This window comes from Aeromonas sp., from assembly GCF_050252055.1.
GTDB classification, from domain to species: Bacteria; Pseudomonadota; Gammaproteobacteria; order Enterobacterales; family Aeromonadaceae; genus Aeromonas; species Aeromonas caviae.
The window spans coordinates 434197-457380 of record NZ_JBFWLQ010000003.1 but is presented as its reverse complement, the minus strand read 5'-3'; the positions used below and the strand labels follow the sequence as shown (position 1 = coordinate 457380).

Here is a 23184-nt window from a genome sequence, read left to right as displayed (position 1 = left end):
AGGACAGACTCCCTACAGCATGTTCAAAAAGGGTCTGAAATTGATACCGAAGGAAGTGCGCACTAAAGTAGCGTAAACAAGACACCGGTTTGAGGCCGGTGTCAGGTGATAACTAGATCTGTACATACGGTTTTTTTATTGAGTAACTCATCCGGGTTACTCGATCCCACTACCTCTTTCATTGAGCCCAGTAAGACCTTCACGCTAGTGTGTGAGCTGACTACAGCCATTAAACGTTTGGATGATGCATGTTTAAAACTCGGTTAATATACATCCAAGCTTCTTTTTCTGTCAAGCTCTTGGTTAAGATCAAAACCCTCCCATGTAATGAAAAAGTTTTTAGTAAGTTTAGTTAGGTTGTTCAATGCTGTTTTGTGCGATTGTTCAGTTATTGAGAAATGCTTTAGGATTTCGTCCTTTGTGTGCTCAGAGATATAAGGGCAAGATATGAAATCAAAGAAAATAAGTGTTGATTCAGTGTGTTTTTTTATACAGCCAGATTTTGATGATAGTTTTTCTAAAATAATGTCTTCTATGGCACACTTTAAGTCATTATATCTTTTTAAATTTCTCATATAAGAAACGGCTGTTGTCAGAGTGAAATAATTAAGCTCATGTTTATTAGTATATGTTCCATGTTGTTCATCTTGAAGTCCAAGGTAATTAGCTAGGGTTCGCTCTGGCAATCTAAAATCTCGACCGAGCTGGCTCAAAACTGTGATGAGGTGGAGAGTTTCAACTTGTGTTATGTCATCACAAGTGTTTTTGTTTAAAATAATGATTATATTGTCGAAGATTTGTTTAAATAGATCATGTTTATAGTCAAGCTCAATTCTCTTAGTTTTAAGTAGGTTTATTATTGTACATAACACCCTACTGAGTTTAATCGTAGTGTTGACTTTGGGTGACACTGCATAAATAAAGAATGAGAATTCTATAATTGATTTTAGTGCATCAATTATAACTGAAGATGCTGTAGTTTTTGCTGTTGTCTTCAAATGTGCTCTAACTATTTTTTTTAATTTCTTTTCAAGTATAGAAAACGTGAAGTTGAGAACGTCACTATAGCTTGCACCACTGGTTTTTAGTATGGATTTGAATTGGACTATTAATGACGAGTGATTGATCGAAATATTCCCTAATAAGATTCTATCCTGGGCAACATTATCGCCTGCAGATAGATGCTCCTCTTCTTTTAATTCATAATTAATAGAGCTCTCTAATAATTTTGATATTTCATTTTTTGCTATAGTAATCTCAGTTATTATGGGTTTATTGTAAATAACCTCTTTAGATGTATTCAAATGTAGTTTGTATGCTTTTAATGCCACTTGCAGTTGTTTTGTTATTGTGTTGTAAGTGTCCTTGCTGTTAAAGAAAACGAAATAGTCATCAACATACCTAAATATTTCGTAGTCCCTATTATATATTATTTTTAGTTCTGTTAGTTTATTCTTTAGATCTACATCTATAGTTTGCAGAATAATTTCAGCAAACACTCTTGATAACTCTGGGCCAATAGGTATGCCATTTGTTTCTTTGTAATTTGAATCTTGAATTAGTGCGTCAAAGCTATCTCCAAAACTATTGTTCAGTGAGCCTATAGTAATCTTAGATAGAATGTTTTTAGTTATGTCTTTACCATAAGTGGCCCAGGCAATAGAGTGTGTATATATACTGTCGAAGCACTTTGATATATCAAGGCGAGCCATATTGTTGTAAGCCTTCTCACAACGATGATAGTCGCTTGATTCGAAAAATTTAAATATGTTGCTGCATTCTTTATAAACAAAGAATGATTTTAGATTATCCTGCTCCCTTTCAATGACCTCAACAGTGTCATCAATGAAATCTAGCATTCTATTTGAGTCTTTCCAATATACACATTTTGCCACTCTGGCTGGATATCTTAATGAAAAATCACTTTTATTACAAAAATGTATGATAAGGTCTTTATATTTATCATAGAAATTTGAAGCAAGGATTTGGTTTCTTGGATGTATAATTGATAAATCTCTAAACTCACCGACCTTATGATTTATCTTATATAAAAAAGGGATTGTACTTAATCCATTAGGAGCTATGCTTTGTTTGCGTCCATTATTTTTAATTGTAGTTAAGACTGTTTGATAGTCTAGATCAAAAATAATTGAAACAAATAAATCGATGCCGACATTTAATGAAAGCCAGGATATGGAGTTTCCCTTTGTTTTTATATCACACAAACAAATTAAATCATAAAATCCTTTGTTGGAAAAGGTCAAAGGGGTTTCATAAGGAAGCATGTCTGATAATAGTGCTCTTTCTTTTTTATTTACTAAGCGGATCTTTTTCATTAGCACCACCCCTTCGTTATTTCCATTAGTTCTTTAGTTGTAAACTTGCGATATGTTTTTTTATTGAAGCCATCTTCAAAACTAAGTTTATTTAACCTTCGCTGTAATGATGGTGATTGTCTCAGTTCGGTATTTATCTTATCTCTGAGTATATTGTCGAGGTTCTTTATTTGAGATGTATTATTTGCAAATTTATTAGTGTGATAGATACCAATAAATGTACCGCCTTTATTATTTGTAAGTTTGATGTTGCCAGTGAGGAATTTAATTCTATTAATGAAAAGCCTTTTTGTTTTTTCAGTTTTTCTACCTTTAATGTAATTCTGAAATGAGTAATCTATTCTTGATTCTATTTTTAACTTTCTTTGATTACTTATTTCAACATCTAAAGTTTTTTTGTTTGCATGTTTAAATTGGTAGCCAAGGTAGTCTAAAGTATAATTTTGCTGTGTTAGAGTGTTTATGGTTTTTGTCTTAATTTTGTTAAGAGTTAATTTATGGTTGTTTATAATCCTTTCAATATCCTGCATCAGTAAAGTTTCGTCGATTTTTATTGGTGGTGAAAATATTGCAATTATGTCATCGACATATCTTTTATAATATATTATGTGAGGTAATTTCAATATTTCATCATCTATATCAATCATGAACACCTCGGACAAGTATGCGCTAATACCTATTCCTCTCGGAAGCCCTCTAGATGACCCTGTCTCAATAGTATAAAACTTTAACGTTTCATTTATTATTCTTTTTGTTGACAAGGATAAATGTCCATGACGTTCTAACGTTAATTTCAATAAATCATGGCTAATTGATTCATAAAAACTTGATATGTCTGTTCTTATTATTATTTTTGGCATGTCATCATCTAGAATTGATATTAGAGATGAAACAATGGAGTCCCTGCTAGATAGATTAATATTATATGTTTTTTTGATGTTCTCCTGAAGTTTTTTCTCTGCAAAGAATGAGTTTTCATTTTTTTCAATCTTGTAAGTAGCTTTGCCATGAACAACTTGTGCTTGTATACATTTTAAAGAGAAGCTTTTCTGAGATATATTTGCACCAATTGCTGACAATACATTCATAACTGCTGAATTTCTTTCCTCTTTCTTTGCCTTTAACTTTGAGTGTAGCGCTGTAAGGGCAATATTAAAGCCGGCAGGAGAAATATTTGCTCGTCTTTTTCTTAAAATATATATTTTTTTTCTTAAGTTTTTTATTGCTTTTGACATCTCTTTTATATGAGGAAAAAATTCACCCTCTAAATACTTTCCTTTTTTATTTTCATTATCATATATACTTTTTAAGTTTTCAGGGGAAAATGATTGGTCTGCCATAAATGACTCTTTATTGATAATAGAGATAGAGTTGTTGATATCGGTTAGACAAGCGTAATCGTACGTTCGACTAATAAGAAATTATTACAGCCTAATAGCTCACTATCGGGTTTTCTATATAAAGCTTTTCCCCGATAGGGAAGTGAGCCTCTTGTTGCTGTACTCACAATGATTTTTGCACCAATGCAACCATGTTTATGGCACTCGTTGCATAGGTTCGACAATTTGGTCTTGTCATACGGTGGGCGAAGGGCCAGTTCAGAGATAACAACCCTCCCGATCTTTGTCCCGCAAACACAAGGTCATGGTCAAGTAATTGGCCTCGGCGCTGCGGGTTGGGTGTTGCCCCCTGTTGTTCGCCGAGGTGATCCCGTTTGTCCAGGCCGCGAGGCAGGATGCCGAGCGAGCGCCGCTGGGCCAGGGATGGCCCATCGGCGCGTGCCGTAGGACAAACGGGTGAGCCGCGGGCACCCGACGCAGGAGGGCGAACAAGCGGGGGAGAAGACTTTTGGTGACTTTGGGTCTTTCCAAAGTCACTCGCCCAGCCGCGCAGCGGCGGCGAAATCCCATCGAGGACGGAGTCCTCGTGTCCTGCGCGGCGAAGCCATGCCATTCACACGTGGGACGGCATTGCACCAGGCAATGACGTTACCGAACCCCTCACCCTAACCCTCTCCCCCAAGGGGAGAGGGGATCAAGCCGAAGTCTCCGAGGCTGGCGGGCGAAACCCCGTCGAGGGCCGCGCCCTCGTGTCCTGCGCGGCGAAGCCGTGCCATTGAGGCGTGGGGCGGCATTCGTCAGGCAATGACGTTACCGACCCCTCACCCTGACCCTCTCCCCCAAGGGAAGAGGGGATCAAACCGAAGTCGCCGAGGCTCGCGGGGGAAACCCCATCGAGGACGGAGTCCTCGTGTCCTGCTCGGCGAAGCCATGCCATGAGGCGTGGGGCGGCATTCGCCAGGCAATGCCGTTACCCACCCCTCACCCTAGCCCTCTCCCCCAAGGGGAGAGGGGATGATTACCGCGGACGATTACGCTTCGCTAATCGACCCTACCGACCCTACAGGCGTAGCCATGCCAAATGACGGTGAGTGACCCCCACCCTGACCCTCTCCCTCAAGGGGAGAGGGGATGGTGACCGTGGGCGAATACGCGGCGGGAATCGACCCGGCACCCAGGGGCGAGGGCAGGGTTGTGTCCCTGTGTTTCGCATGGCGACGCCGCTTGGGGTCCGGTTATGCCAAAATGTGAACAAATCGATCTTTCCCCCGGTCAATCGCGGTCTGCCGCTTGTCGGGCCCGCCCCGAGTTGGCTAAGGTAGCCGCCCATCAGATGCACGCAGTAGTGGAGGTAGGCATGGATAAAATTTTGCTGGCGCTCTCGGAGCAGATGATAAACGCGCGGGATCTGGAGAGCCTGACCCGCCCCTTGCTGGAGATGCTGGCGTCGGTGACCGGGCTGGAGTCGACCTATCTCACCGAGATTGACCTCGGGCAAAGCAGCCAGCATGTTCTGTTTGCCCGCAATGCGGCCGGGCTGCAGATCCCCGAGGGGATGACGGTGGAGTGGAGCGATACCCTGTGTCGCCGTGCCATCGACGATGAGATTGGCTACACCGACGACGTCGCCGCTCTGTGGGGGGACTCCCAGGCGGCCAGCGAGCTCGGCATTCGCTCCTATCTGAGCAGCCCGGTGCGCACCTCTACCGGCTCCCTCTATGGCACCCTGTGCGGCGCCAGTACCGAACAAAAACCCGCGGTGGCGGGGGCGCAGCAGCTCATTGCCTTCTTCGCGCACCTGATTGCCGAACAGGTGGAGCGGGAGCAACTGCTGCGGCAATTGCAGCAGGCCAACGACGAGCTCTCGCGCCTGGCCCTCTCCGATCCCCTCACCGGGCTCCCCAATCGCCGCGCCCTGATGCTCGAACTCACCCGCCTCTTCTCGTTGTCGGAGCGGGCGGGGCATCCGGTGCTCATCGCCTTTGTGGATCTCGATGGCTTCAAGGCCATCAACGACGAGCATGGCCACGAGGCGGGGGACAGGCTGCTCACCGCCATGGCGCGGCAACTGAGCGAGACCCTGCGCGGCGGCGATCTGCTGGCCCGCTTTGGGGGGGACGAGTTCGTGGCCGTGGGCATGGGGCCTTTCCCGGGCGCCGACACGCTGGACGGAGCGGTGGCGGCGTTTCGCCAGCGCCTGTTCGAGCACAGCGTGCTGTCACTGCCGGTGGGGGACAAGGTGATCCATTATCCCGGTGCCAGCGTGGGGGCGGTGGCCGTGATGCCGGCCGAGGTCAGCGTCGAGGAGGCGCTGAACCGGGCCGATGCGAGCATGTATGCGGTCAAGCGCCAGCGCCGGGCCGCAGGGGAGGGCGGGAACCCGCCTCCTTCCAGTCAGGTGTCTGCCCCGCGATAGGAGCGGGGCGGGTTGAGAGGGCACAGGGTGGCGCGTCCACCCGGGTGCCAGTCTGTTTTCCCTTTTATCAGTTCGGAGCACATACCATGGTTCATCTTCTTGCCCGCCGTGTGCGCGCCCTGGCCGGGCGGGCGGCCACCCTGGTGGCCGGACTCTGCGAGTTTCAGCAGCGCATCTGGGTGGTCAGCATCGTCAAGGAGTCCTACACAGATACCTTCGTGGTCAACGAAGGGGGCTTTGAGGAGCCCTTGCAATGGATGCGCCGCAAGGGCTACAGCGCCGAGATGCTGGCCAGGGTGGAGGCCATGGCCCGATCCCAGGTGCTCCAGCTCGAGTGCGCCGGGCAGCATCACCGTCTGATGCGGGTGAAATAGGGGCGAAGCCGCCCCCGGATGGCCTGCGCGGCACCGCCGCCCGGGCATTGGCCACATATCCTGCCGCCCTCTTCGTGTCAGACGGGACAAATGGGTCGCCAGTCATGATTTTTCCGTGGTTCTCTCCGGTTTCAGACCGCCGGAGTAGACGCAAATCGCGGAGTTGTAGCTGTTGAAGGTGACCGCGTAGTTGAAATCGCAGAAATAGGCCGGGTGCTTGGTGGCGACAATGTCCCCCGCCTTGCATTTGTCCTGCATCCCCTCCACCAGGGTGTCGTTGTTTGACCCGAGACAGGCCTTGCCGGTGGTCTTGTCACCGCCGCAGGCCATCAGAAGGGCGCAGACCGAGAGACTCATCAACCATTTCGCTGTGTTGTGCATGTGTATTCCCAAGAGATCGGAGAGATGGCGGGGAAGGGCGTGAGTGCGGCGCTGCCCGATGAAGGCGGCCAGCGGGCACGCTGCCGCCCCTGACTGTCGCTGCCACCGTGCGCCCTGCCCCTTGCCGTGAAAAAGGGGCCAACAGGCTCCTGCGCCCTATATTACGGACCCGGGACGGTCTGCGTCACCCCTTGTCGTTGCAAGTGGCGAACATTAAACGGGTTTCGTGCGCTGGCTCAAAGGCGGGCCGGGGCCTTGGCGGCCCCGGCGGGGGAAGGGGTCAGGGGGAGGGGAAGTATTTGTGCTGGAGCTGCTGGAAGTCGCTGCTGGCCAGCACCTGGGTCAGGCCGAGCTGGAACTCCCTGACCAGGGCATCGTCCACCGGGTGGCTGAAGGCGAAACAGTACTGCTCGGAACTCAACATCCAGCGCACCTCGAACTGGGCAGGATCCAGCTGCTGGGTCTTGATGAGATCCAGCAGGGTGGACTTGTTGCTGGAGACCAGATCGACCCGGCCCGAGGTGAGCATGCGCAGGGCCTGGGAGAGGCGGTTGGCGGTCATGATCTTCTGCTCGTCGAAGCCTGCGTTGAGCAGCAGTTGCTCCCCCACGTCGGATCGCACGGCGCCTATGGTGTAGCGCTGGGCATCTTCCAGGCGGGTCAAGGTCAGGGGGCGACTGGCGAGCCCCATCAGCACTATCTCGGCATAGCCGATGGGGCAGGCCCACTTGAACAGGGGATTGCGCGCCTCGGTGCGGGCGGTGGAGAAGAGCACCACATTGGGTTTCTGGGTCAGCAGGTAGTAACCCCTGGCCCAGGGCAGGATGCTGACGGGCTGGACAGGGGTGCCGGTCTTTTGCCACACCAGGTGCAGCAGGTCGATGGCAAAGCCGGTCGGGGCGCCATCCTCCCCGGTGAAGTTGTAGGGTTTGTACTCTTCGGTGAGGTAGTGCAGGCTGGCGAGCGCCGGGCTGGCCTGGGTCGCGGGAGTGCCCCAGACCATGGCCGCGAGGGCGGCGCAGGCGACCAGTCTGCGAAGGGGGACTGCAATGTCTATGTTCATCCTGACCGTCCTGCTGCCGAGTGCCCAGTTTCAAGTGTTGCCAAGTCACGGCGTTTCGCCACCCGGCGCAGACGTTATCCGCCGGGGGGTGTCATCATTTCGCCACTCTCAACCGGATCGGCGCCCTCTTTTTACCAGGCCGGGCGGGTGTGACCCAGGGGGGTGAACGCTTCGTCCCTCAGCCCTACCAGCAGGGTGCTGCCATCCTCTTGCAGACGAAACTCGCCGTAGCGGGCCGACTCATACTGATCTCCCGTGCCCTCTTCGAAGAAGAAGGCGTCAGGCCCGATAAACCACTGGCCGTCGCGCTGGCGCACCTTGAGCAGACGCTCCCCCGGGCCCGGGGCTTCGGACTTGCCCCCTTCCACCCAGTGCACCACCTGATGTTCATCCAGGCGAACGACCAGGGTGTGGGGGCCGACGGCGGCCTGGCGGCCCGCCAGCTGGCGGGCGAGGGCGTAGTTCAGGCGCATGTAGTCCCCCTGCATCAGGGAGCGGGGGTCGACCGGTGCCAGCTCGATCAGCACCACCTCCCCCTGGCTCATGGCGTGCTCGAAGCGCCAGACGGCGGCGTTGATGCCGGCGAGCAGGGCAAGACCGGTCAGCAAAAAGGCGAGGCGTCTCATGAGGGGCTCCCGTTGTGAAGGTGCTTGAGCCACTGACGGGTACCGAGCAGCAGGGCCCCCGAGGCGAGCAGCAGCCAGGACTTGGTCATCAGGGTCAGCCCCAGATCGTAGTAATAGAGGGAGCCAAAGCCGAGCAGCAGCAGGCCTGCCAGGGTCATCAGGGCCAGGCTGCCGGCGTAGAAGCCGAGCACCAGCACCAGGGCGCCAGCCCCCATGCCGGGAATGATGGCGCTGATCACCACCAGCGGCAGCCCGTAGCGCAGCGGCAGCCTGAGGCGAACCATGACCGCGAGCAGCAGGGCGGCGCAGAGCAGGGGATTGAGCCAGAGGGGCAGGCGGGAGCTGCCGAGCTCATTGAGCACGCTGGTGCCTCCCTCCCACAGGGGGTGGTGCAGCCGTCCCAGCACCAGCAGGGAGAGTGCCAGCCCCAGGGTGAGGGATTCATAGAGCAGATGGCGGGTGGGATCGCGCTCCGCCTGCAGCCAGCACAGGGCGACGGCGCCCATCACCAGCGGCAGGGCCAGCAGGTGCAGGCCGAGGCAGGCGAGGGCGAGGGTGAGCAGGATGGCGGCGGCGAAGCTGTGGAACAGCCTGATCAGCCAGTGCTCGAACAGGGCGGCCACCCCAAGGGAGAAGGCGGTCAGACCGAACCAGAGCCAGGCGACGTTCAGATCCAGCCTGTCCAGCAGGCCGTAGAGCAGCCAGGCATCTGCCGCCAGCGCCAGCGCCAGCACGAACTGATCCCAGAGATCGCTGCGGGTCGCCATGCGGTTGAGACCGAGGGCGGCGGCCATCAGCACCATCCCCATGGCGAGGGCGTTGTTGGGGTCGCGGGTCAGCTGCTCGAAGGCCATGAAGAGGAAGAAGAGCAGGAAGAGGGCGGCTATCCAGCCCACCATGCCGAGCAGAAAACGGCCCGACCAGTGGGGCTGTTCATCCCGGGGGGCATCCCCTTCCACAAGTTGGGCTGCACGCAGGCGCTCCCAGGGGGTGAGATCAGACATGCTGCCTCCGTTGTTGTTGCAGCCAGCGGCTGGCCATCACCGACAGGCCGATGGCGATGAGGGCCAGCAGCAAAAAGCCGTTCATGTCCGGCTCCATCCACTTGCCAAGGGCCGCGAGGATGACGGCGATAAGGCTCAGGCACCCCATGGCGAGCCCGGCGATGAACCTGTGGTGCCAGCGCAGGTAGGCGGCGCCGAGCCAGGCGAGCCAGGCAGGCCAGACCCAGGGAGAGGCGGCATCGAACAGGGCCAGCAGGGTAAGCAGGGTGATGCCGAGCCCCGCGGCCAGCCCCGCGAGCCAGGAGGGCATCAGGGCGTAGCGGGCGGGCACCAGGATGAGCAGACCCCAGAGGGCGGCGTTGAGCAGGGTCAGGCACCAGCCGAGGGCCTCCTCGTTGAAGGAGAAGAAGAGATCGAGAAGGCCGAGCCGCCAGTAGAGCACCAGGGCGAGCTGACCGAGCAGCCAGGCCAGGGTCCAGAGCAGCGGGCTTCTGCCAAGGGCCGCCAGCGGCAGCAGCATCAGGGCCCAGGTGGCGAAGAGCTGCCAGGGGTCTGCGCCGGTCTGGTAGGTCTGGCCCACCAGGGCGAGCAGGGCGCCGAGGTTGAGGGCCAGGGCCAGCAGCAGGGCCTGGCGCGGGGTGTCACTCATGGGTTTGCGCCAGAGCACCAGGAGCATGGCGAGCAACGGCAGCTCCAGCAGGGCGAGACGTGAGAGGCGCCCCAGGGCCTGCCAGTTGAAGGCGACGAAGAAGACGAGGCCGGCGCCAAGGCAGAGGCAGCCGAGCCAGAGCAGCAGCCTGTCGAACAGCCACTGCCAGCGGGCAGGGCCGGGGGGCAGATCGCACAGTGCCAGGGCGGCAGGCAGCGAGGCCCGTGGCAGGCGGCCGCGCCTGACCCAGTCGAGCAGGGTCTGTCTTGAGGTGAGGTGCATGGGGGCTCCTGAAGCCGTGATGCCTGAAAGATAAGGCATTATGGCACGGCGCCGCGTCTCGGGGCAGGGGCGCCGTTGGCGCTGCGACACAGGTCTCGGCACGGGGCCATGTCTTTGCACTAAAAAGGCCCCCGCCGTGAGGAGGGGGCCTGAAGGACGTCCGGGGCGGCGGTGGCGATCAGTGCTCACGCTGATCCCCCGCCGGCTTCTATGGAGGTCAGGCGAAGATCAGGGTGGAGATGCCAAGCCCCGCAAAGAGGATGGCGCAGGCAATGCGGATCCCCTTGAGGGGGAGCTTGTCGGCCCCGAGCTTGCCGAGCAGCACCACGGGCACGTTGGCCAGCATCATGCCGAGGGTGGTACCGGTGATGACCTGGATCAGGGAGTCGTACTTGGCTGCCAGCAGCACGGTGGCTATCTGGGTCTTGTCACCGATCTCGGCGATGAAGAAGAGCACGAAGGTGGCCATGAAGGGGCCGTACTTGTCCAGGGAACTCTCTTCATCGTCCATCTTGTCCGGCACCAGGATCCAGGCGGCCATGGCGATGAAGGCGCCAGCGACCAGCCAGGTCATCACCTTGGGATCCATCCAGCGACTGATGAATTCCCCTATCCAGGCGGCCCCTGCGTGGTTGAGCAGGGTGGCAGCCAGCATGCCGGCGATGATGGGCCAGGGTTTGCGAAAACGACAGATGAGCAACAGGGCCAGCAGCTGTGTCTTGTCGCCGATCTCGGCGATGGCAACGCTGATGGTGGAGGTTAACAAGGCTTCCATAAAAATGACCGGGGGACGGAATTGTTATAAACCAGAGACAAGCCTGCGCCATCCGTCCCCGGTTTTGGCACTGGCCCGTCAAAGGTCTTGTCAAATCCGGCATTGCCCGGATCACCCTGACCATGGTGAGTTGGCACCAAGTATGTTGATCAGGATCGCGCACGAAACGGGTCCGTGGCGAGACTACTCCCCCTCGATGGGAGCGGGCATTCTAGGGAAAAACCCCCGGTGAGGCAAGGCGCGGGATGGGGAATTATCCCCCCACCAGTTTGACCTGAAAGCCGGCCTTCTCCAGTTCGGCCTTGATAAGGTCCCGTTTGTCCCCCTGGATCTCGATGATCCCCTCCTTGAGACCGCCGCCGGTACCGCACTTCTTCTTGAGCAGGGTGGCGAGGGCCTTCTGCTGTTCGACGGGAACGCCGTGGATGCTGATGACCCCGGCCCCCTTGCGTCCCTTGGTCTCGCGGCGGATGCGCACGACCCCGTCGGCGGGGAAGGGGGAGGCGTGCTGGGCGGGGGCGGATTCCTTGATCATGCCGCCGTCCGTGCTATAGACCAGGCGGCTGTTGTTGTCGTGACTCATGGCAATACTTTGTCGGTTAGCTAAGCGGAGTTTGATTTTACGCAAATAAATGTTGAGGGCACAGCTTATAATCCCCCCATTAAAAGCGAATTATTCTTGTTTAACTTCAGGAGCCCGTCATGGTACTCACAGAGCTGTCGCCGGGACAGAGCGCTCGCATCACGCACATGAACCACCTTGGCCGCGCCTTGCGGCGCAAGCTGATGGTGATGGGGCTGCTGCCCCAGACCGAGATCCTCTATCTGCGGGCCGCCCCCCTGGGGGACCCGCTCCAGATCCAGTGCCAGGGCATCTGCCTCTCCATGCAGCGGAGTCTGGCCCAGCAAATCGAGGTGGAGCCGGTATGAGCTACAACCTGGTCACAGTGGGCAATCCCAACAGCGGCAAGACCTCCCTGTTCAACGCCCTGACCGGCTCCCGCCAGCAGGTGGGGAACTGGAGCGGGGTCACCGTCGACAAGAAGATGGGGGCCTTTGCTGCCCGCGGGCAGGAATACACCCTGGTGGACCTGCCCGGCATCTATGCCCTGGCCAACCAGGAGGCGAGCCTGGACGAGCAGATCGCCAGTCGCTTCGTCCAGCGCCAGCAGCCGGATCTGCTGCTCAACGTCATCGATGCCGCCAACCTGGAGCGCTCCCTCTACCTCACCCTGCAACTGCGGGAGCTGGGGCTGCCCATGGTGGTGGTGCTCAACAAGATGGATCTGCTGCAAAAGCGGCGCATCACCATCGACGAGGCCTTGCTCGCCAATGCGCTGGGGTGCCCCGTGGTGTCGCTCTCGGCCCACAATCGCCAGCAGGTGGCGGCTTTCAAAGAGGGGATCCACCAGTTTATCGGTCAGTCCCAGCCCGCCCTGGTGCTCGACTACGGTCAGCCCCTCGAGGGGGACATCGCCGAGCTGGAGACCCTGCTCGCCCCCCATCATCTGCATCGCCGTGGCCGCGCCCTGCGCCTGCTGGAGGAAGACATTGCCATGCAGGAGACCCTGGCGGCGGGGCAGCAGGCGGCGGCCGACAACGTGGTGAGTCGCGCCCACCACGCCCAGGACATCGACCTGCAACTCGCTGATTTGCGCTACGGCCATATCCACCACTGGTGCCAACAGGCGTGCCGTCATCAGGACAAGCTCACCGTCGCCCAGAGCGAACGGCTGGACAGGGTGCTGCTCAACCGCTGGGTGGGCATCCCCTTCTTCCTGCTGGTGATGTACCTGATGTTCATGTTCGCCATCAAGGTGGGCAGCGCCTTCATCGACTTTTTCGACATCCTCGGGGGGGCCCTGTTCGTGGACGGAGTGCACCACCTGCTGGGGCTGATGAGTGCCCCCGACTGGCTGGGGGCCGTGCTCGCGGACGGCGTGGGTGCCGGTTTGCAGACGGTGGCGACCTTCATCCCCGTGGTGGGCTGCCTCTTTCTCTTCCTCGCGGTGCTGGAGAGCTCCGGCTATCTGGCCCGCGCCGCCTTCGTGGTGGACGCCCTGATGCGTCGCCTCGGCCTGCCCGGCAAGGCCTTCGTCCCCATGCTGATGGGCTTTGGCTGCACCGTGCCCGCGGTGATGGCAACCCGGACCCTGGGGTCGGAGCGCGAGCGGCTGATGACCTCGGCCATGGCGCCCTTCATGTCCTGCGGTGCCCGTCTGCCGGTCTACGCCCTGTTCGCGGTGGCCTTCTTCCCCGAGTCGGGGCAGAACCTGGTGTTCGGTCTCTATCTGTTCGGCATCCTGGTGGCGGTGCTCACCGGCCTCTTCCTGCGCAGCACCCTGCTGCCGGGCAAGAGCGACTCCATGGTGATGGAGATGCCCGATTACGAGTGGCCCCGTCCGGTGGACGTGGGGCTGCGCACCTGGCAGAAACTCAAGGGCTTCATCTTCGGCGCGGGCAAGACCATCGTCCTGATGGTGGCGGTGCTGAGCGTGCTCAACTCCCTCGGCACCGACGGCAGCTTCGGCAACCAGGATCAGGAGAACTCGGTGCTGAGCAAGCTGAGCCAGTCCGTGACCCCGGTGCTGCATCCCATAGGCGTGCGGGACGACAACTGGCAGGCCACGGTGGGCATCCTCACCGGCATCTTTGCCAAGGAGGCGGTGGTCGCTACCCTCAACAGCCTCTACGCCGGCGGCGCCGGTGATGAGGAGGAGAGTGAATACTCCCTGCTGGGCAGCCTGAAAGCGGCGCTGGCCACCATTCCCGCCAACCTGGCGGACATCGACCCCGCCGATCCCATGGGGCTCAAGGTGGGGGATCTGGAGGACAAGCAGGCGGCAGCCGAGGCCCAGGAGGTGGACACCTCCACCTACGGCAACATGCAGACCCACTTCGACGGCGTGGCCGGAGCCTTTGCCTACCTGCTGTTCGTGCTGCTCTACATGCCCTGCGCCGCCGCCATGGGGGCTCTGGTGCGAGAGACCGGTCGCCAGTGGGCCCTGTTCACCGCCGCCTGGTGCAACTACGTCGCCTTCCTGTGCGCCACTCTCTTCTATCAACTGGCGACCTTCGCCGCCCACCCGGCGCAGAGCCTGGTCTGGAGCCTGAGCTATCTGCTCTCCCTGGTGCTGCTCTGGTGGCTGGGGCGTCGTCACGGCGACATCGTCGCCCGCAAGGTGGTGACCCTGTGAAGGGGCTCATGGTCAGGGACGAGTGCGCCGAGAGGGAGGGTATTCTGTGATCCTGCGTGAACTGGGGGACTATCTGGCCCTGCACAAGAAGGTGAGCCGGCGGGCGCTGGCCCGCCACTTCCACACCTCCGAGGATGCGGTAGAGGCCATGCTCGGGGTCTGGATGCGCAAGGGGCGCGTCGCCAAGCGGGAGAGCCGCCTGTGTGGCGGCTCCTGCTGCGGCAAGCACGAAGAGGTGACGTTCGAGTGGTGCGAGCCCGGCCAGATAGGGCTGATCCAGAAGGGCTGACGCCTGCCCATATGAAAAAGGGAACCCGAGGGTTCCCTTTTTCGTGGCCGCCGTGCCCGGTCTTAGAAGAGGTCGCCCTCGTCCTTGGTGGGCTCCAGGCTCCAGCCGCTCGCTGCCGCGCTGTTGCCAATCTGGCCCTTCTCCCGCCAGAGTTTGATCTTGAGGCGCAGGTTGTTCTGGGAGTCTGCGTTCTTCACCGCCTCCTCCTCGTCGATCACCCCCTCGACCACCAGATCGAACAGAGTGCTGTCGAAGGTCACCATGCCAAGGGCCTTGGATTTTTCCATGATCTCCTTGAGGCCGCCAAACTCGCCGCGCTTGATGAGATCGCGCACCGTGTGGGTTCCGAGCATCACCTCCACCGCCGCCCGGCGGCCGCCATCTGTGGTCTTCACCAGCCGCTGGGAGACAAAGGCCTTGAGGTTGTTGCCAAGGTCGTTGAGCAGCTGGGGTCTGCGCTCTTCCGGGAAGAAGTTGATGATGCGATCCAGCGCCTGGTTGGCGTTGTTGGCGTGCAGGGTGGAGATGGCCAGATGCCCGGTCTCCGAGAAGGCGAGGGCATGCTCCATGGTCTCCCGATCGCGGATTTCACCGATGAGGATGACGTCCGGCGCCTGGCGCAGGGTGTTCTTCAGGGCCGCGTGGAAGCTGCGGGTATCCACCCCCACCTCCCGCTGGTTGATGATGCTCTTCTGGTGGCGATGGACGAACTCCACCGGATCCTCGATGGTGATGATGTGGCCGCCGCTGTTGCGGTTGCGATGATCGATGAGGGCCGCGAGCGACGTGGACTTGCCGGACCCCGTGCCGCCGACGAAGAGCACCAGACCCCGCTTCTCCATGATGGTGTCGAGGAGCACCGGAGGGAGTTTGAGATCCTCGAAGCGGGGGATCTCGGTCTTGATGTTGCGCGCCACCAGGGAGACTTCATTGCGCTGCTTGAAGATGTTGACCCGAAAACGGCCTATCTGGGGCAGGGAGATGGCGAGGTTCATCTCCAGCTCTTTCTCGAACTGCTGTTTCTGCTCGAGATCCATGATGTCGTAGGCGATGCGGGCCACCTCGCCCGGCCCCAGGGGCTCTTGGGTGAGGGGGCGCAGGGCGCCGTTGAACTTGGCGCAGGGGGGGGCGCCGGTGGAGAGATAGAGATCGGAACCATCCTGTTTGGCCAGGATCTGCAGCATGTCTCTCAATTCCATGAGGGGCCTCGTCGCTCAAAGGGCTGGGGGATGATGAATGGCTTGAGTGTACAGCCTCAGGCGCCGGTCAGTTTTTCGCGGAACACAAAAAAGACCGCGCCCAGGATGCACAGACCCGCCCAGAGGTAGTCCCACTTCAGGTCTTCTTTCAGATAGAAGATGGAGAAGGGAACGAACACGGTGAGGGTGATCACCTCCTGCAGGATCTTGAGCTGGCCGACGGAGAGCACGGTGTGGCCGATGCGGTTGGCGGGCACCTGCAACAGGTATTCGAACAGGGCTATCCCCCAGCTCACCAGGGCGGCGATGATCCAGGGTTTGTGATTCATGCTCTTGAGATGGGCGTACCAGGCAAACGTCATGAAGACGTTGCTGCAGATGAGCAGGCCGATACTGGTCATGATGGGGTTCATTAGGTTCTCCTTTTAAATCAATGCATTTTATCTCGACTCCATGGGTTTTCATAAGTGGTGCTTGAGGGTATTTTTAGCTCACAAGGATGTAACAAAAGAAGGCGAAAGCTGGATGGGCAAGACAAGCTGGGGTGCGCTTTGTCTGTTGTTTGCCTGCTGGGCGCAAGGTGCGCCGACCCTGACGGTGGCCACCGATGTCTGGCCGCCGTTTCGCATGCTGGCAGAGAACGACGACTTCCAGGGGCTGGATATCGACATTCTGCGCCAGTTGCAGGCACGCAGCGGCATTGTGCTCACCCTCAAACGGGTGCCCTGGGGACGGGCACTCAAACAGATGCAGACCGGTCAGGTGGATCTGATGATAGGGCTGGCTCACACCGAGGAGCGGGCCGCCTTCATCGACTACCTGCAGCCGTCCTATTACCAGTGCCGGCCTGCCTTCTATGGCAAGCCCGCCGCCGTGGCAGGTCTCAGGCGCTACGAGGATCTGCGAGGCCGCGAGATAGGCTATGTGCTCAACTCCGCCTACTTCCCCCCCTTCGATGGCGACACCCAGCTCGACAAGCACGGGGTCCCCACCGAAGACCAGTTGCAGCGCATGGTGGAGCGGGGCCACCTGCCCCTGATGATAGGGACCGACTGCCAGGTGGATTACGCCCTGAGCCAGCGCAACGACGCCGGCCTCGTCAAGGCGCCCTTCCAGCCCCCCAACCCGGTGGTGCTCTACCTCGGGATGAGCAAGCACTCACCCCACCATGAGCTGGGCCCCAAGCTGGCGCAGGCGTTGCTAGCCATGGTGGAGAGCGGCGAGATAGCGGCGCTGGCCAAGCCCTACCAGCCTTGACCTTGGGTGGTAACGCGCTGTTATCATGCAGCTTTCCTGCCTGCCCCCCGGCGGGCCTCGCTTCTTGGGGATCCCGTGTATCTCGCTCTCATCCGTCGCCAGCAGCGCTGGCAGCGCCGCTGGCTGCTCCTGCTGTCGCTGCTGACCCTGGCCCTGTTCCTGCTCTCCCTCGCCCTCGGGGAGTTCGTGCTGCTGCCCTGGCAGCCGCTGGGGGATCTGGAGCTGCGCATCCTGCTGGAGCTGCGCCTGCCGCGCGCCCTGCTGGCCCTGCTGGCGGGGGCCTCCCTTGCCTGCGGCGGTGCCGTGCTCCAGGTGATGCTCCACAACCCGGTGGCGGAACCCGGCCTGCTCGGCGTCTCGAGCGGCGCTGGGCTGGCCGCCATGGTGGCGATGGCGGTGGCCAAGGGGCTCGGGCTCTATCTGCCGGGCTGGGGGCTGTCGCTGGCGGCCTTTGGCGGCGCCCTGGTGGTGACCATGCTGCTCATCCGTCTCGCACGCCGGGCACGGCTCGGCCATGGGCGGCTGCTGCTGTTCGGGGTCGCCATCGGCATCCTCACCAATGCGGCCATGACCTGGCTGATGTATTTCGCCGACGACGGCGCCTTGCGGGAATTCATGTTCTGGATGATGGGCAGCCTCGCCTACGGCAGCCAGCAGCTCGCCTGGTGGTGGCTGGTGCTGCCCCTCACCCTCGGCTGGCTCTGCTGGCAGGGGCGGGCACTGCAACAACTGCTGCTGGGGGAGACCCAGGCCCGCCTCATGGGGTTGAACGTGGACAGCATGCGGGTACGCCTGGTGCTGGCGGTCTGCCTGCTCACCGGGGTGGCGGTCTCCCTGTGCGGCGTCATCGGTTTCGTCGGCCTGGTAGTGCCTCACCTGCTGCGCCTGTGCGGTGGCAGCGATCAACGCTTCCTGCTGCCCGCCTCGGCGATGGGGGGTGGCGCCCTGCTGCTCGGGGCCGATCTGGTGGCCCGCTCGGCGCTGCACGCCGGTGAACTGCCCATCGGGGTCATCACCGCCTCGGTGGGCGCCCCGCTCTTTATCTATCTGCTGCTGAGGCAAGATGCCGATGTGTCCCGCTGATCCCGCCCCCTGGCGGCTGGAGGCCCGCGCCCTGGCCATCCCCCATCGCCTCGCCCCCCTGGATCTCACCTGGTCCGGCGGTCAGCTGGTGGCCCTGCTCGGCCCCAACGGCAGCGGCAAGTCCTCTCTGCTCGGGGCCCTGGCGGGCCTGCTGCCCGCCGATGGCGCCGTCTTGCTGGGGGGAGAGGCCATCACGACCCTGAGCTGGCCCGAGCTTGCAACGCGGCGCGCCATGCTGCCCCAGCGCCAGCCCCAGCTGTTCCACATCCCGGTGTTCCAGGTGCTGAGCCTGGGGCTGGAGGAGGGGGCCCCCGATGCCCAGGCGCAGGCGGTGGCGGATGTGTGCGACGCCCTGGAACTGGCGCCCCTGCTTGCACGGGACTTCAGCCGATTGTCCGGGGGGGAGCAGCAGCGGGTGCTGATCGCCCGCACCCTGCTGCAACTGTGGCCAAGCCTCAATCCGACCGGGCGGGTGCTGCTGCTGGACGAACCCCTGGCGGGGCTGGATCTGCATCACCAGATGGCGCTGCTGCGGCTGCTCAAGCAACTGGCCGCGCAGGGATTGCTGGTGGTGGTGGCCATCCACGACATCAATCTGGCCATCGACTGGGCGGATCGCGTGCTCTGCCTGCAACAGGGCCGCGTGGTGGGGGAAGGGGACGTCGGGATCATCGACGAGGCGCTGCTGGAGCGGGTGTTCCAGATCCGCACCGATCGCATAGAGGCGGCCGGCCGCACCTGGTTTATGCCGAGCCTGTGAGGCGGGCTTCCCCCTCATCCCCAGCCCTTCTCCCATTCTTTTGATACAAGTGGGAGAGGGAGCCGCTCCGTCGACTACGGATACAGCATTGAAAACCTGCAGAGACTGAGTGAAGCCAAGGAGGCGAGTGAATCACTGTGGAAATGAAAAGAGCCAGGCATCTGTGATGCCTGGCTCTTTTCATTGGTAGATGGAGCGTTGAGCGGTTGCTCAGGCTTTCTGCTTGTCCAGCCGCACCTGGGCGGCTTCTGCCAGCATGGCCAGCAGGGTTTCGGTGTCACTCCACGACAGACAGGCATCGGTGATGCTCTGGCCGAAGGTGGCGGCACAGCCGTTCTCCACGTCCTGACGCCCTTCCACCAGGAAGCTCTCGGCCATGATGCCGGCGATGCCGGTGCGGCCGCGGCGCAGTTGATCGCAGATATCCTGGGCCACCAGCAGTTGGCGGCGATGATCCTTCATGCTGTTGCCGTGGCTGAAGTCCACCACCAGGCGCTCCGGCAGGCCCACCTGGGCCAGAGCCTCGCACGCCTCGTCGATGCTGGCGGTGTCGTAGTTGGGCCTGTGGCCGCCGCGCAGGATCACGTGGCCGTAGGGGTTGCCGGCGGTGCGGTAGATGGTCATCTTGCCGTCCTTGTCCGGGGAGTAGAAGATGTGGCTGTGACGGGCGGCGCGCACCGCATCGATGGCGATGCGGGTGTTGCCGTCGGTGCCGTTCTTGAACCCCACCGGGCAGGAGAGGGCGGAGGCCATCTCCCGGTGAACCTGGGACTCGGTGGTGCGCGCCCCGATGGCGCCCCAGGTGATGAGATCGCTGATGTACTGGCCGGTCACCATGTCGAGGAACTCGGTGGCGGTGGGCATGCCGGTCTCGTTGATGTCCACCAGCAGCTTGCGGGCCAGTTTCAGCCCTTCATTGACGTCGAAACTGCCGTCCAGGCGCGGATCATTGATGAGCCCCTTCCAGCCGACGATGGTGCGCGGCTTTTCGAAGTAGGTGCGCATCACGATGCACAGGCTCTCTTTGTACTCTTCACGCAGGGTGTTCAGACGCAGGGCGTATTCGTGGGCGGCGGCGGGATCGTGGATGGAGCAAGGGCCGACGATGACCAGCAGGCGCTGATCTTCACCGGACAGAATGGCTTCCACTTGGCGGCGGGCATCCAGCAGGTTCTGGGCGATGGTGTCGGTTAACGGGAAGGCGTGCGCCAGCTCGCTGGGGGTGATCAGGGCCTCCAGGCGACGGGTGCGCAATTCATCGGTGTGAATGGACATACGACTCAATTCTCGAGTGGATAAGGTGGGCGGGATGCCAAAATGCAAGGGAATAAAATAAAGCAAAAGTCACCCGATGGAAACCTTGGGCGGCTCTGATAGGATGTGAACCCAAAAGCCATTTCAAATGAGGTAGTTATCGTGGCAAAGCCAGGCGCGACCGGGATCACCCGCATCATCAACGCAACCGGTTACAGCATGAAAGGTCTCAAATCGGCCTGGATCAACGAGGCCGCCTTCCGTCAGGAGCTGCTGCTCATCCTGCTGCTGATGCCGCTGGCATTCTGGATAGGTGACTCCCTCAACGAGATCCTGCTGCTCGTCTGTATCAGCTGGCTGGTGGTGATCGTCGAGGTGCTCAACTCCGCCGTGGAGGCGGTGGTGGATCGCATCGGCTCCGAGCATCACGAACTCTCGGGTCGCGCCAAGGATCTGGGCTCCGCTGCCGTCTTCATCGCCTTGGCCCTCAATGCCCTGGTGTGGGGTGCCCTGGTGGGCCGCAACCTGCTGGGCTGGTGGTAGGTTGCGAGAGCAACCTTTCTTCTGACATAAAAAAGCCCGTCATCACGACGGGCTTTTTGCTGCGCAGATAAGGGCTTATCAGTGCAGGATCCGGGCACGGATGGTCCCATTGATCTCTTTGAGACGGGCCAGGGCCTTCTCGCTGTGCTCGGTTTCGACGTCGATGACCACGTAACCGATCTCGCTGCTGGTCTGCAGGTACTGACCGGCGATGTTGATCCCCTCGTCGGCGAAGATCTGGTTGATCTGGTTCATCACGCCGGGCTGGTTGCGGTGAATGTGCAGCAGGCGGCTGGAGCCCTTGTGGCCGGGCAGGGAGACTTCCGGGAAGTTGACCGCGGAGAGGGTGGAGCCGTTGTCGGAGTATTTGACCAGCTTGTTGGCCACTTCCAGACCGATGTTCTCCTGGGCTTCCTGGGTGGAGCCGCCGATGTGGGGGGTCAGGATCACGTTGTCCAGGCCGCGCAGCGGGGTGAGGAACTCCTCGTCGTTGGACTTGGGCTCCACCGGGAAGACGTCGATGGCGGCGCCGGAGAGGTGGCCGCTCTTGATGACGTCGGCCAGGGCGTCGATGTCCACCACGGTGCCGCGGGAGGCGTTGATGAAGATGGCGCCCGGTTTCATCATGCGCAGTTGCTCTGCACCGATGAGATCCTTGGTGGAGGCGGTTTCCGGTACGTGCAGGCTGATGACGTCAGACATGTTGAGCAGCTCCACCAGGTTCGGCACCTGGATGGCGTTGCCAAGGGAGAGCTTGTTCTCGATGTCGTAGTAATAGACCTTCATGCCGATCATCTCGGCGATGATGCCAAGCTGGGTGCCGATGTGGCCGTAGCCGATGATGCCGAGCTTCTTGCCACGGGCTTCGACGCTGCGGTTGGCCAGCTTCTCCCAGACGCCGCGATGGCACTTGGCGTTCTTCTCGGGAATGCCGCGCAGCAGCAGCAGGATCTCCCCCAGTACCAGTTCGGCCACGGAGCGGGTGTTGGAGAAGGGGGCGTTGAAGACGGGGATGCCGCGCACGTGGGCGGCGTCGAGGGAGACCTGGTTGGTGCCGATGCAGAAGCAGCCGATGGCCACCAGCTTGGTGGCGGCATCCAGCACCTTCTCGGTGATCTGGGTGCGTGAACGCAGGCCCACGAAATGCACGTCACGAATGCGCTCGATCAACTCCTCTTCCGACAGGGACGTCTTCAGATATTCCACATTGGTGTAGCCGGCTGCCCGAAAGGTCTCCACCGTGTTGGGATGGACTCCCTCCAGCAGCAGTACCTTGATCTTATCCTTGTCCAGCGAAAACTTGGCTGTCATGACGTTCCCTCTATTGTTTTGAAAAATGCGTTCAGGCTTGCAGTGTGAAGAAAACCGTAAAGTAGCAAAAACGTTTGGGAGAGGGAATATTTGTGACGAAAGTCAAATTCTTTGAAGTTATCAACGATTGTTGCAGATGTGCTGCTACAACCCATTGAGGGATAACCAGAAACGGCGCCATGAGGCGCCGTTGTCCATTTGGGGCAGTCAGATTGACTGACCCGGGCGGGGGCTAGCCCGGAGGAGAGGTCCGGGGAGCGGGCCTTAGTTGGTGATCACACCCTCGGGGGTGCCGATCAGCACAACGTCGGCGCCACGGTGGGCGAACAGGCCGTTGGTGACCACGCCCACGATGCTGTTGAGGCGGGTTTCCAGAGCCTTGGCATCGGTGATGGCCATGCCCTTGACGTCCAGGATGATGTTGCCGTTGTCGGTCACCACCCCTTCACGCCACACCGGGTTGCCGCCAAGGGCGCGGATCTCGCGGGCCACGTATTCGCGGGCCATGGGGATCACTTCCACCGGCAGGGGGAAGGTGCCCAGCACGTCGACGGTCTTGGTGTTGTCGATGATGCAGATGAACTGGTCGGCCACGGCGGCGACGATCTTCTCGCGGGTCAGGGCGGCTCCGCCCCCCTTGATCATGTCGCGGCTGGCGTTGATCTCGTCGGCACCATCCACGTAGACGGAGAGGGCATCGATGTCGTTGAGGTCAAACACCGGGATGCCGAGACCCTTGAGGCGTTCGGTGGAGGCGATGGAGCTCGACACCGCGCCCTTGATCTGGTCTTTCATGGTCGCCAGTGCGTCGATGAAGTGATTGACGGTAGAGCCGGTGCCCACCCCGACGATGGTGCCGGGTACCACGTATTTGAGCGCAGCCCAACCGGCCGCCTTCTTCATTTCATCTTGAGTCATGATGGATCCTTATGGAAAAAGCGGGCGCATTATATCCAAGCATCCCCCCCAGAGCGACCATGGTGCTCACGTTCCGGCGCAAAAATCCCCAAGATGTAAATCGTTTGCCTGTTTATTGAACCGAAGG

The 23184-nt window shown here is 58.9% G+C and carries 23 protein-coding genes; 9 read left to right on the top strand and 14 right to left on the bottom strand.

Annotated features, from left to right (window positions below; genetic code table 11):
* Positions 1-263 precede the first annotated feature (263 nt).
* On the bottom strand, positions 264-2336 hold the full coding sequence (gene drt3b / locus AB7E19_RS08085; protein WP_427934913.1) for an antiviral reverse transcriptase Drt3b: 2073 nt from the start codon (positions 2334-2336) through the stop codon (positions 264-266).
* Positions 2336-3676 carry an antiviral reverse transcriptase Drt3a gene (gene drt3a, locus AB7E19_RS08080; RefSeq protein WP_427934911.1) on the bottom strand — a complete coding sequence of 447 codons (1341 nt, stop codon included), beginning with the start codon at positions 3674-3676 and terminating at the stop codon, positions 2336-2338. Before drt3a ends, drt3b begins: the two co-directional genes overlap by 1 nt.
* Positions 3677-5033: 1357 nt before the next feature.
* On the opposite strand from drt3a, the gene AB7E19_RS08075 reads away from it, so the two are divergent.
* A complete protein-coding gene (locus AB7E19_RS08075) occupies positions 5034-6092 on the top strand; it encodes a GGDEF domain-containing protein (RefSeq protein WP_104453105.1) in 1059 nt (352 codons plus the stop codon).
* 86 nt (positions 6093-6178) lie between these two features.
* Entirely contained in the window at positions 6179-6466 is a 288-nt protein-coding gene (locus AB7E19_RS08070) for a hypothetical protein (RefSeq protein ID WP_039041204.1), read from the top strand.
* Positions 6467-6568: 102 nt separating this feature from the next.
* Here AB7E19_RS08070 and AB7E19_RS08065 read toward each other — a convergent pair whose 3' ends face one another.
* The 7 genes from AB7E19_RS08065 to AB7E19_RS08035 form a co-directional block, all read right to left on the bottom strand.
* Complete coding sequence (locus AB7E19_RS08065; RefSeq protein WP_029314742.1) at positions 6569-6847, bottom strand: hypothetical protein; 279 nt, start codon at positions 6845-6847, stop codon at positions 6569-6571.
* A gap of 280 nt (positions 6848-7127) precedes the next feature.
* Positions 7128-7850 (bottom strand): substrate-binding periplasmic protein, encoded by a 723-nt coding sequence (locus AB7E19_RS08060; protein ID WP_041215870.1) that lies wholly within the window; start codon positions 7848-7850, stop codon positions 7128-7130.
* Between the two features lie 191 nt (positions 7851-8041).
* Positions 8042-8536, bottom strand: coding sequence for a GDYXXLXY domain-containing protein (locus AB7E19_RS08055; RefSeq protein WP_427934908.1), 495 nt, complete (start codon positions 8534-8536; stop codon positions 8042-8044).
* Positions 8533-9540: a DUF4401 domain-containing protein gene (locus tag AB7E19_RS08050; RefSeq protein ID WP_427934906.1), complete on the bottom strand. Its 1008-nt coding sequence runs from the start codon at positions 9538-9540 to the stop codon at positions 8533-8535. Before AB7E19_RS08050 ends, AB7E19_RS08055 begins: the two co-directional genes overlap by 4 nt.
* Positions 9533-10471, bottom strand: a complete 939-nt coding sequence (locus tag AB7E19_RS08045) for a DUF2157 domain-containing protein (protein ID WP_042014993.1) — start codon at positions 10469-10471, stop codon at positions 9533-9535. The genes AB7E19_RS08050 and AB7E19_RS08045 overlap by 8 nt, the downstream gene beginning before the upstream one ends.
* Positions 10472-10688: 217 nt before the next feature.
* Positions 10689-11246 carry a TMEM165/GDT1 family protein gene (locus AB7E19_RS08040; protein WP_010675206.1) on the bottom strand — a complete coding sequence of 186 codons (558 nt, stop codon included), beginning with the start codon at positions 11244-11246 and terminating at the stop codon, positions 10689-10691.
* 253 nt (positions 11247-11499) lie between these two features.
* Positions 11500-11829 carry a translation initiation factor gene (locus tag AB7E19_RS08035; protein ID WP_161470768.1) on the bottom strand — a complete coding sequence of 110 codons (330 nt, stop codon included), beginning with the start codon at positions 11827-11829 and terminating at the stop codon, positions 11500-11502.
* 119 nt (positions 11830-11948) lie between these two features.
* Here AB7E19_RS08035 and AB7E19_RS08030 point away from each other — a divergent pair, with 119 nt between their 5' ends.
* From AB7E19_RS08030 to AB7E19_RS08020, 3 genes are read left to right on the top strand one after another with little or no spacing between them, the layout of a single operon-like run.
* Positions 11949-12176 (top strand): FeoA family protein, encoded by a 228-nt coding sequence (locus tag AB7E19_RS08030; RefSeq protein ID WP_010675204.1) that lies wholly within the window; start codon positions 11949-11951, stop codon positions 12174-12176.
* Positions 12173-14443 carry a Fe(2+) transporter permease subunit FeoB gene (feoB, locus tag AB7E19_RS08025; protein ID WP_427934902.1) on the top strand — a complete coding sequence of 757 codons (2271 nt, stop codon included), beginning with the start codon at positions 12173-12175 and terminating at the stop codon, positions 14441-14443. Before AB7E19_RS08030 ends, feoB begins: the two co-directional genes overlap by 4 nt.
* 46 nt (positions 14444-14489) lie before the next feature.
* Complete coding sequence (locus AB7E19_RS08020) at positions 14490-14732, top strand: FeoC-like transcriptional regulator (protein ID WP_010675202.1); 243 nt, start codon at positions 14490-14492, stop codon at positions 14730-14732.
* A 62-nt stretch (positions 14733-14794) separates the two neighbouring features.
* Here the strand turns inward: AB7E19_RS08020 and tapW are convergent, their stop codons facing one another.
* Both tapW and AB7E19_RS08010 read right to left on the bottom strand, forming a co-directional pair.
* Positions 14795-15931, bottom strand: coding sequence for a type IVa pilus ATPase TapW (tapW, locus tag AB7E19_RS08015; RefSeq protein ID WP_322131561.1), 1137 nt, complete (start codon positions 15929-15931; stop codon positions 14795-14797).
* A gap of 56 nt (positions 15932-15987) precedes the next feature.
* Positions 15988-16344 (bottom strand): DMT family protein, encoded by a 357-nt coding sequence (locus AB7E19_RS08010; RefSeq protein ID WP_010675200.1) that lies wholly within the window; start codon positions 16342-16344, stop codon positions 15988-15990.
* A gap of 112 nt (positions 16345-16456) precedes the next feature.
* Between AB7E19_RS08010 and AB7E19_RS08005 the strand changes: the two genes are divergently transcribed.
* The 3 genes from AB7E19_RS08005 (at position 16457) to AB7E19_RS07995 (ending at position 19031) form a co-directional block, all read left to right on the top strand.
* Positions 16457-17188: a substrate-binding periplasmic protein gene (locus AB7E19_RS08005; protein WP_160837467.1), complete on the top strand. Its 732-nt coding sequence runs from the start codon at positions 16457-16459 to the stop codon at positions 17186-17188.
* A gap of 75 nt (positions 17189-17263) precedes the next feature.
* Positions 17264-18271, top strand: a complete 1008-nt coding sequence (btuC, locus tag AB7E19_RS08000; protein ID WP_124244908.1) for a vitamin B12 ABC transporter permease BtuC — start codon at positions 17264-17266, stop codon at positions 18269-18271.
* A complete protein-coding gene (locus tag AB7E19_RS07995; RefSeq protein WP_319862448.1) occupies positions 18258-19031 on the top strand; it encodes an ATP-binding cassette domain-containing protein in 774 nt (257 codons plus the stop codon). The genes btuC and AB7E19_RS07995 overlap by 14 nt, the downstream gene beginning before the upstream one ends.
* 210 nt (positions 19032-19241) lie before the next feature.
* On the opposite strand, the gene AB7E19_RS07990 is transcribed toward AB7E19_RS07995, so the two are convergent.
* Positions 19242-20306 carry a 3-deoxy-7-phosphoheptulonate synthase gene (locus AB7E19_RS07990; protein ID WP_010675196.1) on the bottom strand — a complete coding sequence of 355 codons (1065 nt, stop codon included), beginning with the start codon at positions 20304-20306 and terminating at the stop codon, positions 19242-19244.
* A gap of 141 nt (positions 20307-20447) precedes the next feature.
* Between AB7E19_RS07990 and AB7E19_RS07985 the strand changes: the two genes are divergently transcribed.
* Positions 20448-20828, top strand: a complete 381-nt coding sequence (locus AB7E19_RS07985) for a diacylglycerol kinase (RefSeq protein WP_039040385.1) — start codon at positions 20448-20450, stop codon at positions 20826-20828.
* Between the two features lie 78 nt (positions 20829-20906).
* Here the strand turns inward: AB7E19_RS07985 and serA are convergent, their stop codons facing one another.
* Positions 20907-22139: a phosphoglycerate dehydrogenase gene (gene serA, locus AB7E19_RS07980; RefSeq protein ID WP_039040384.1), complete on the bottom strand. Its 1233-nt coding sequence runs from the start codon at positions 22137-22139 to the stop codon at positions 20907-20909.
* A gap of 264 nt (positions 22140-22403) precedes the next feature.
* The gene (gene rpiA, locus AB7E19_RS07975) at positions 22404-23057 is read right to left on the bottom strand and encodes a ribose-5-phosphate isomerase RpiA (protein ID WP_039040383.1); all 654 of its coding nucleotides are present in this window, start codon (positions 23055-23057) and stop codon (positions 22404-22406) included.
* Positions 23058-23184: the final 127 nt, after the last annotated feature.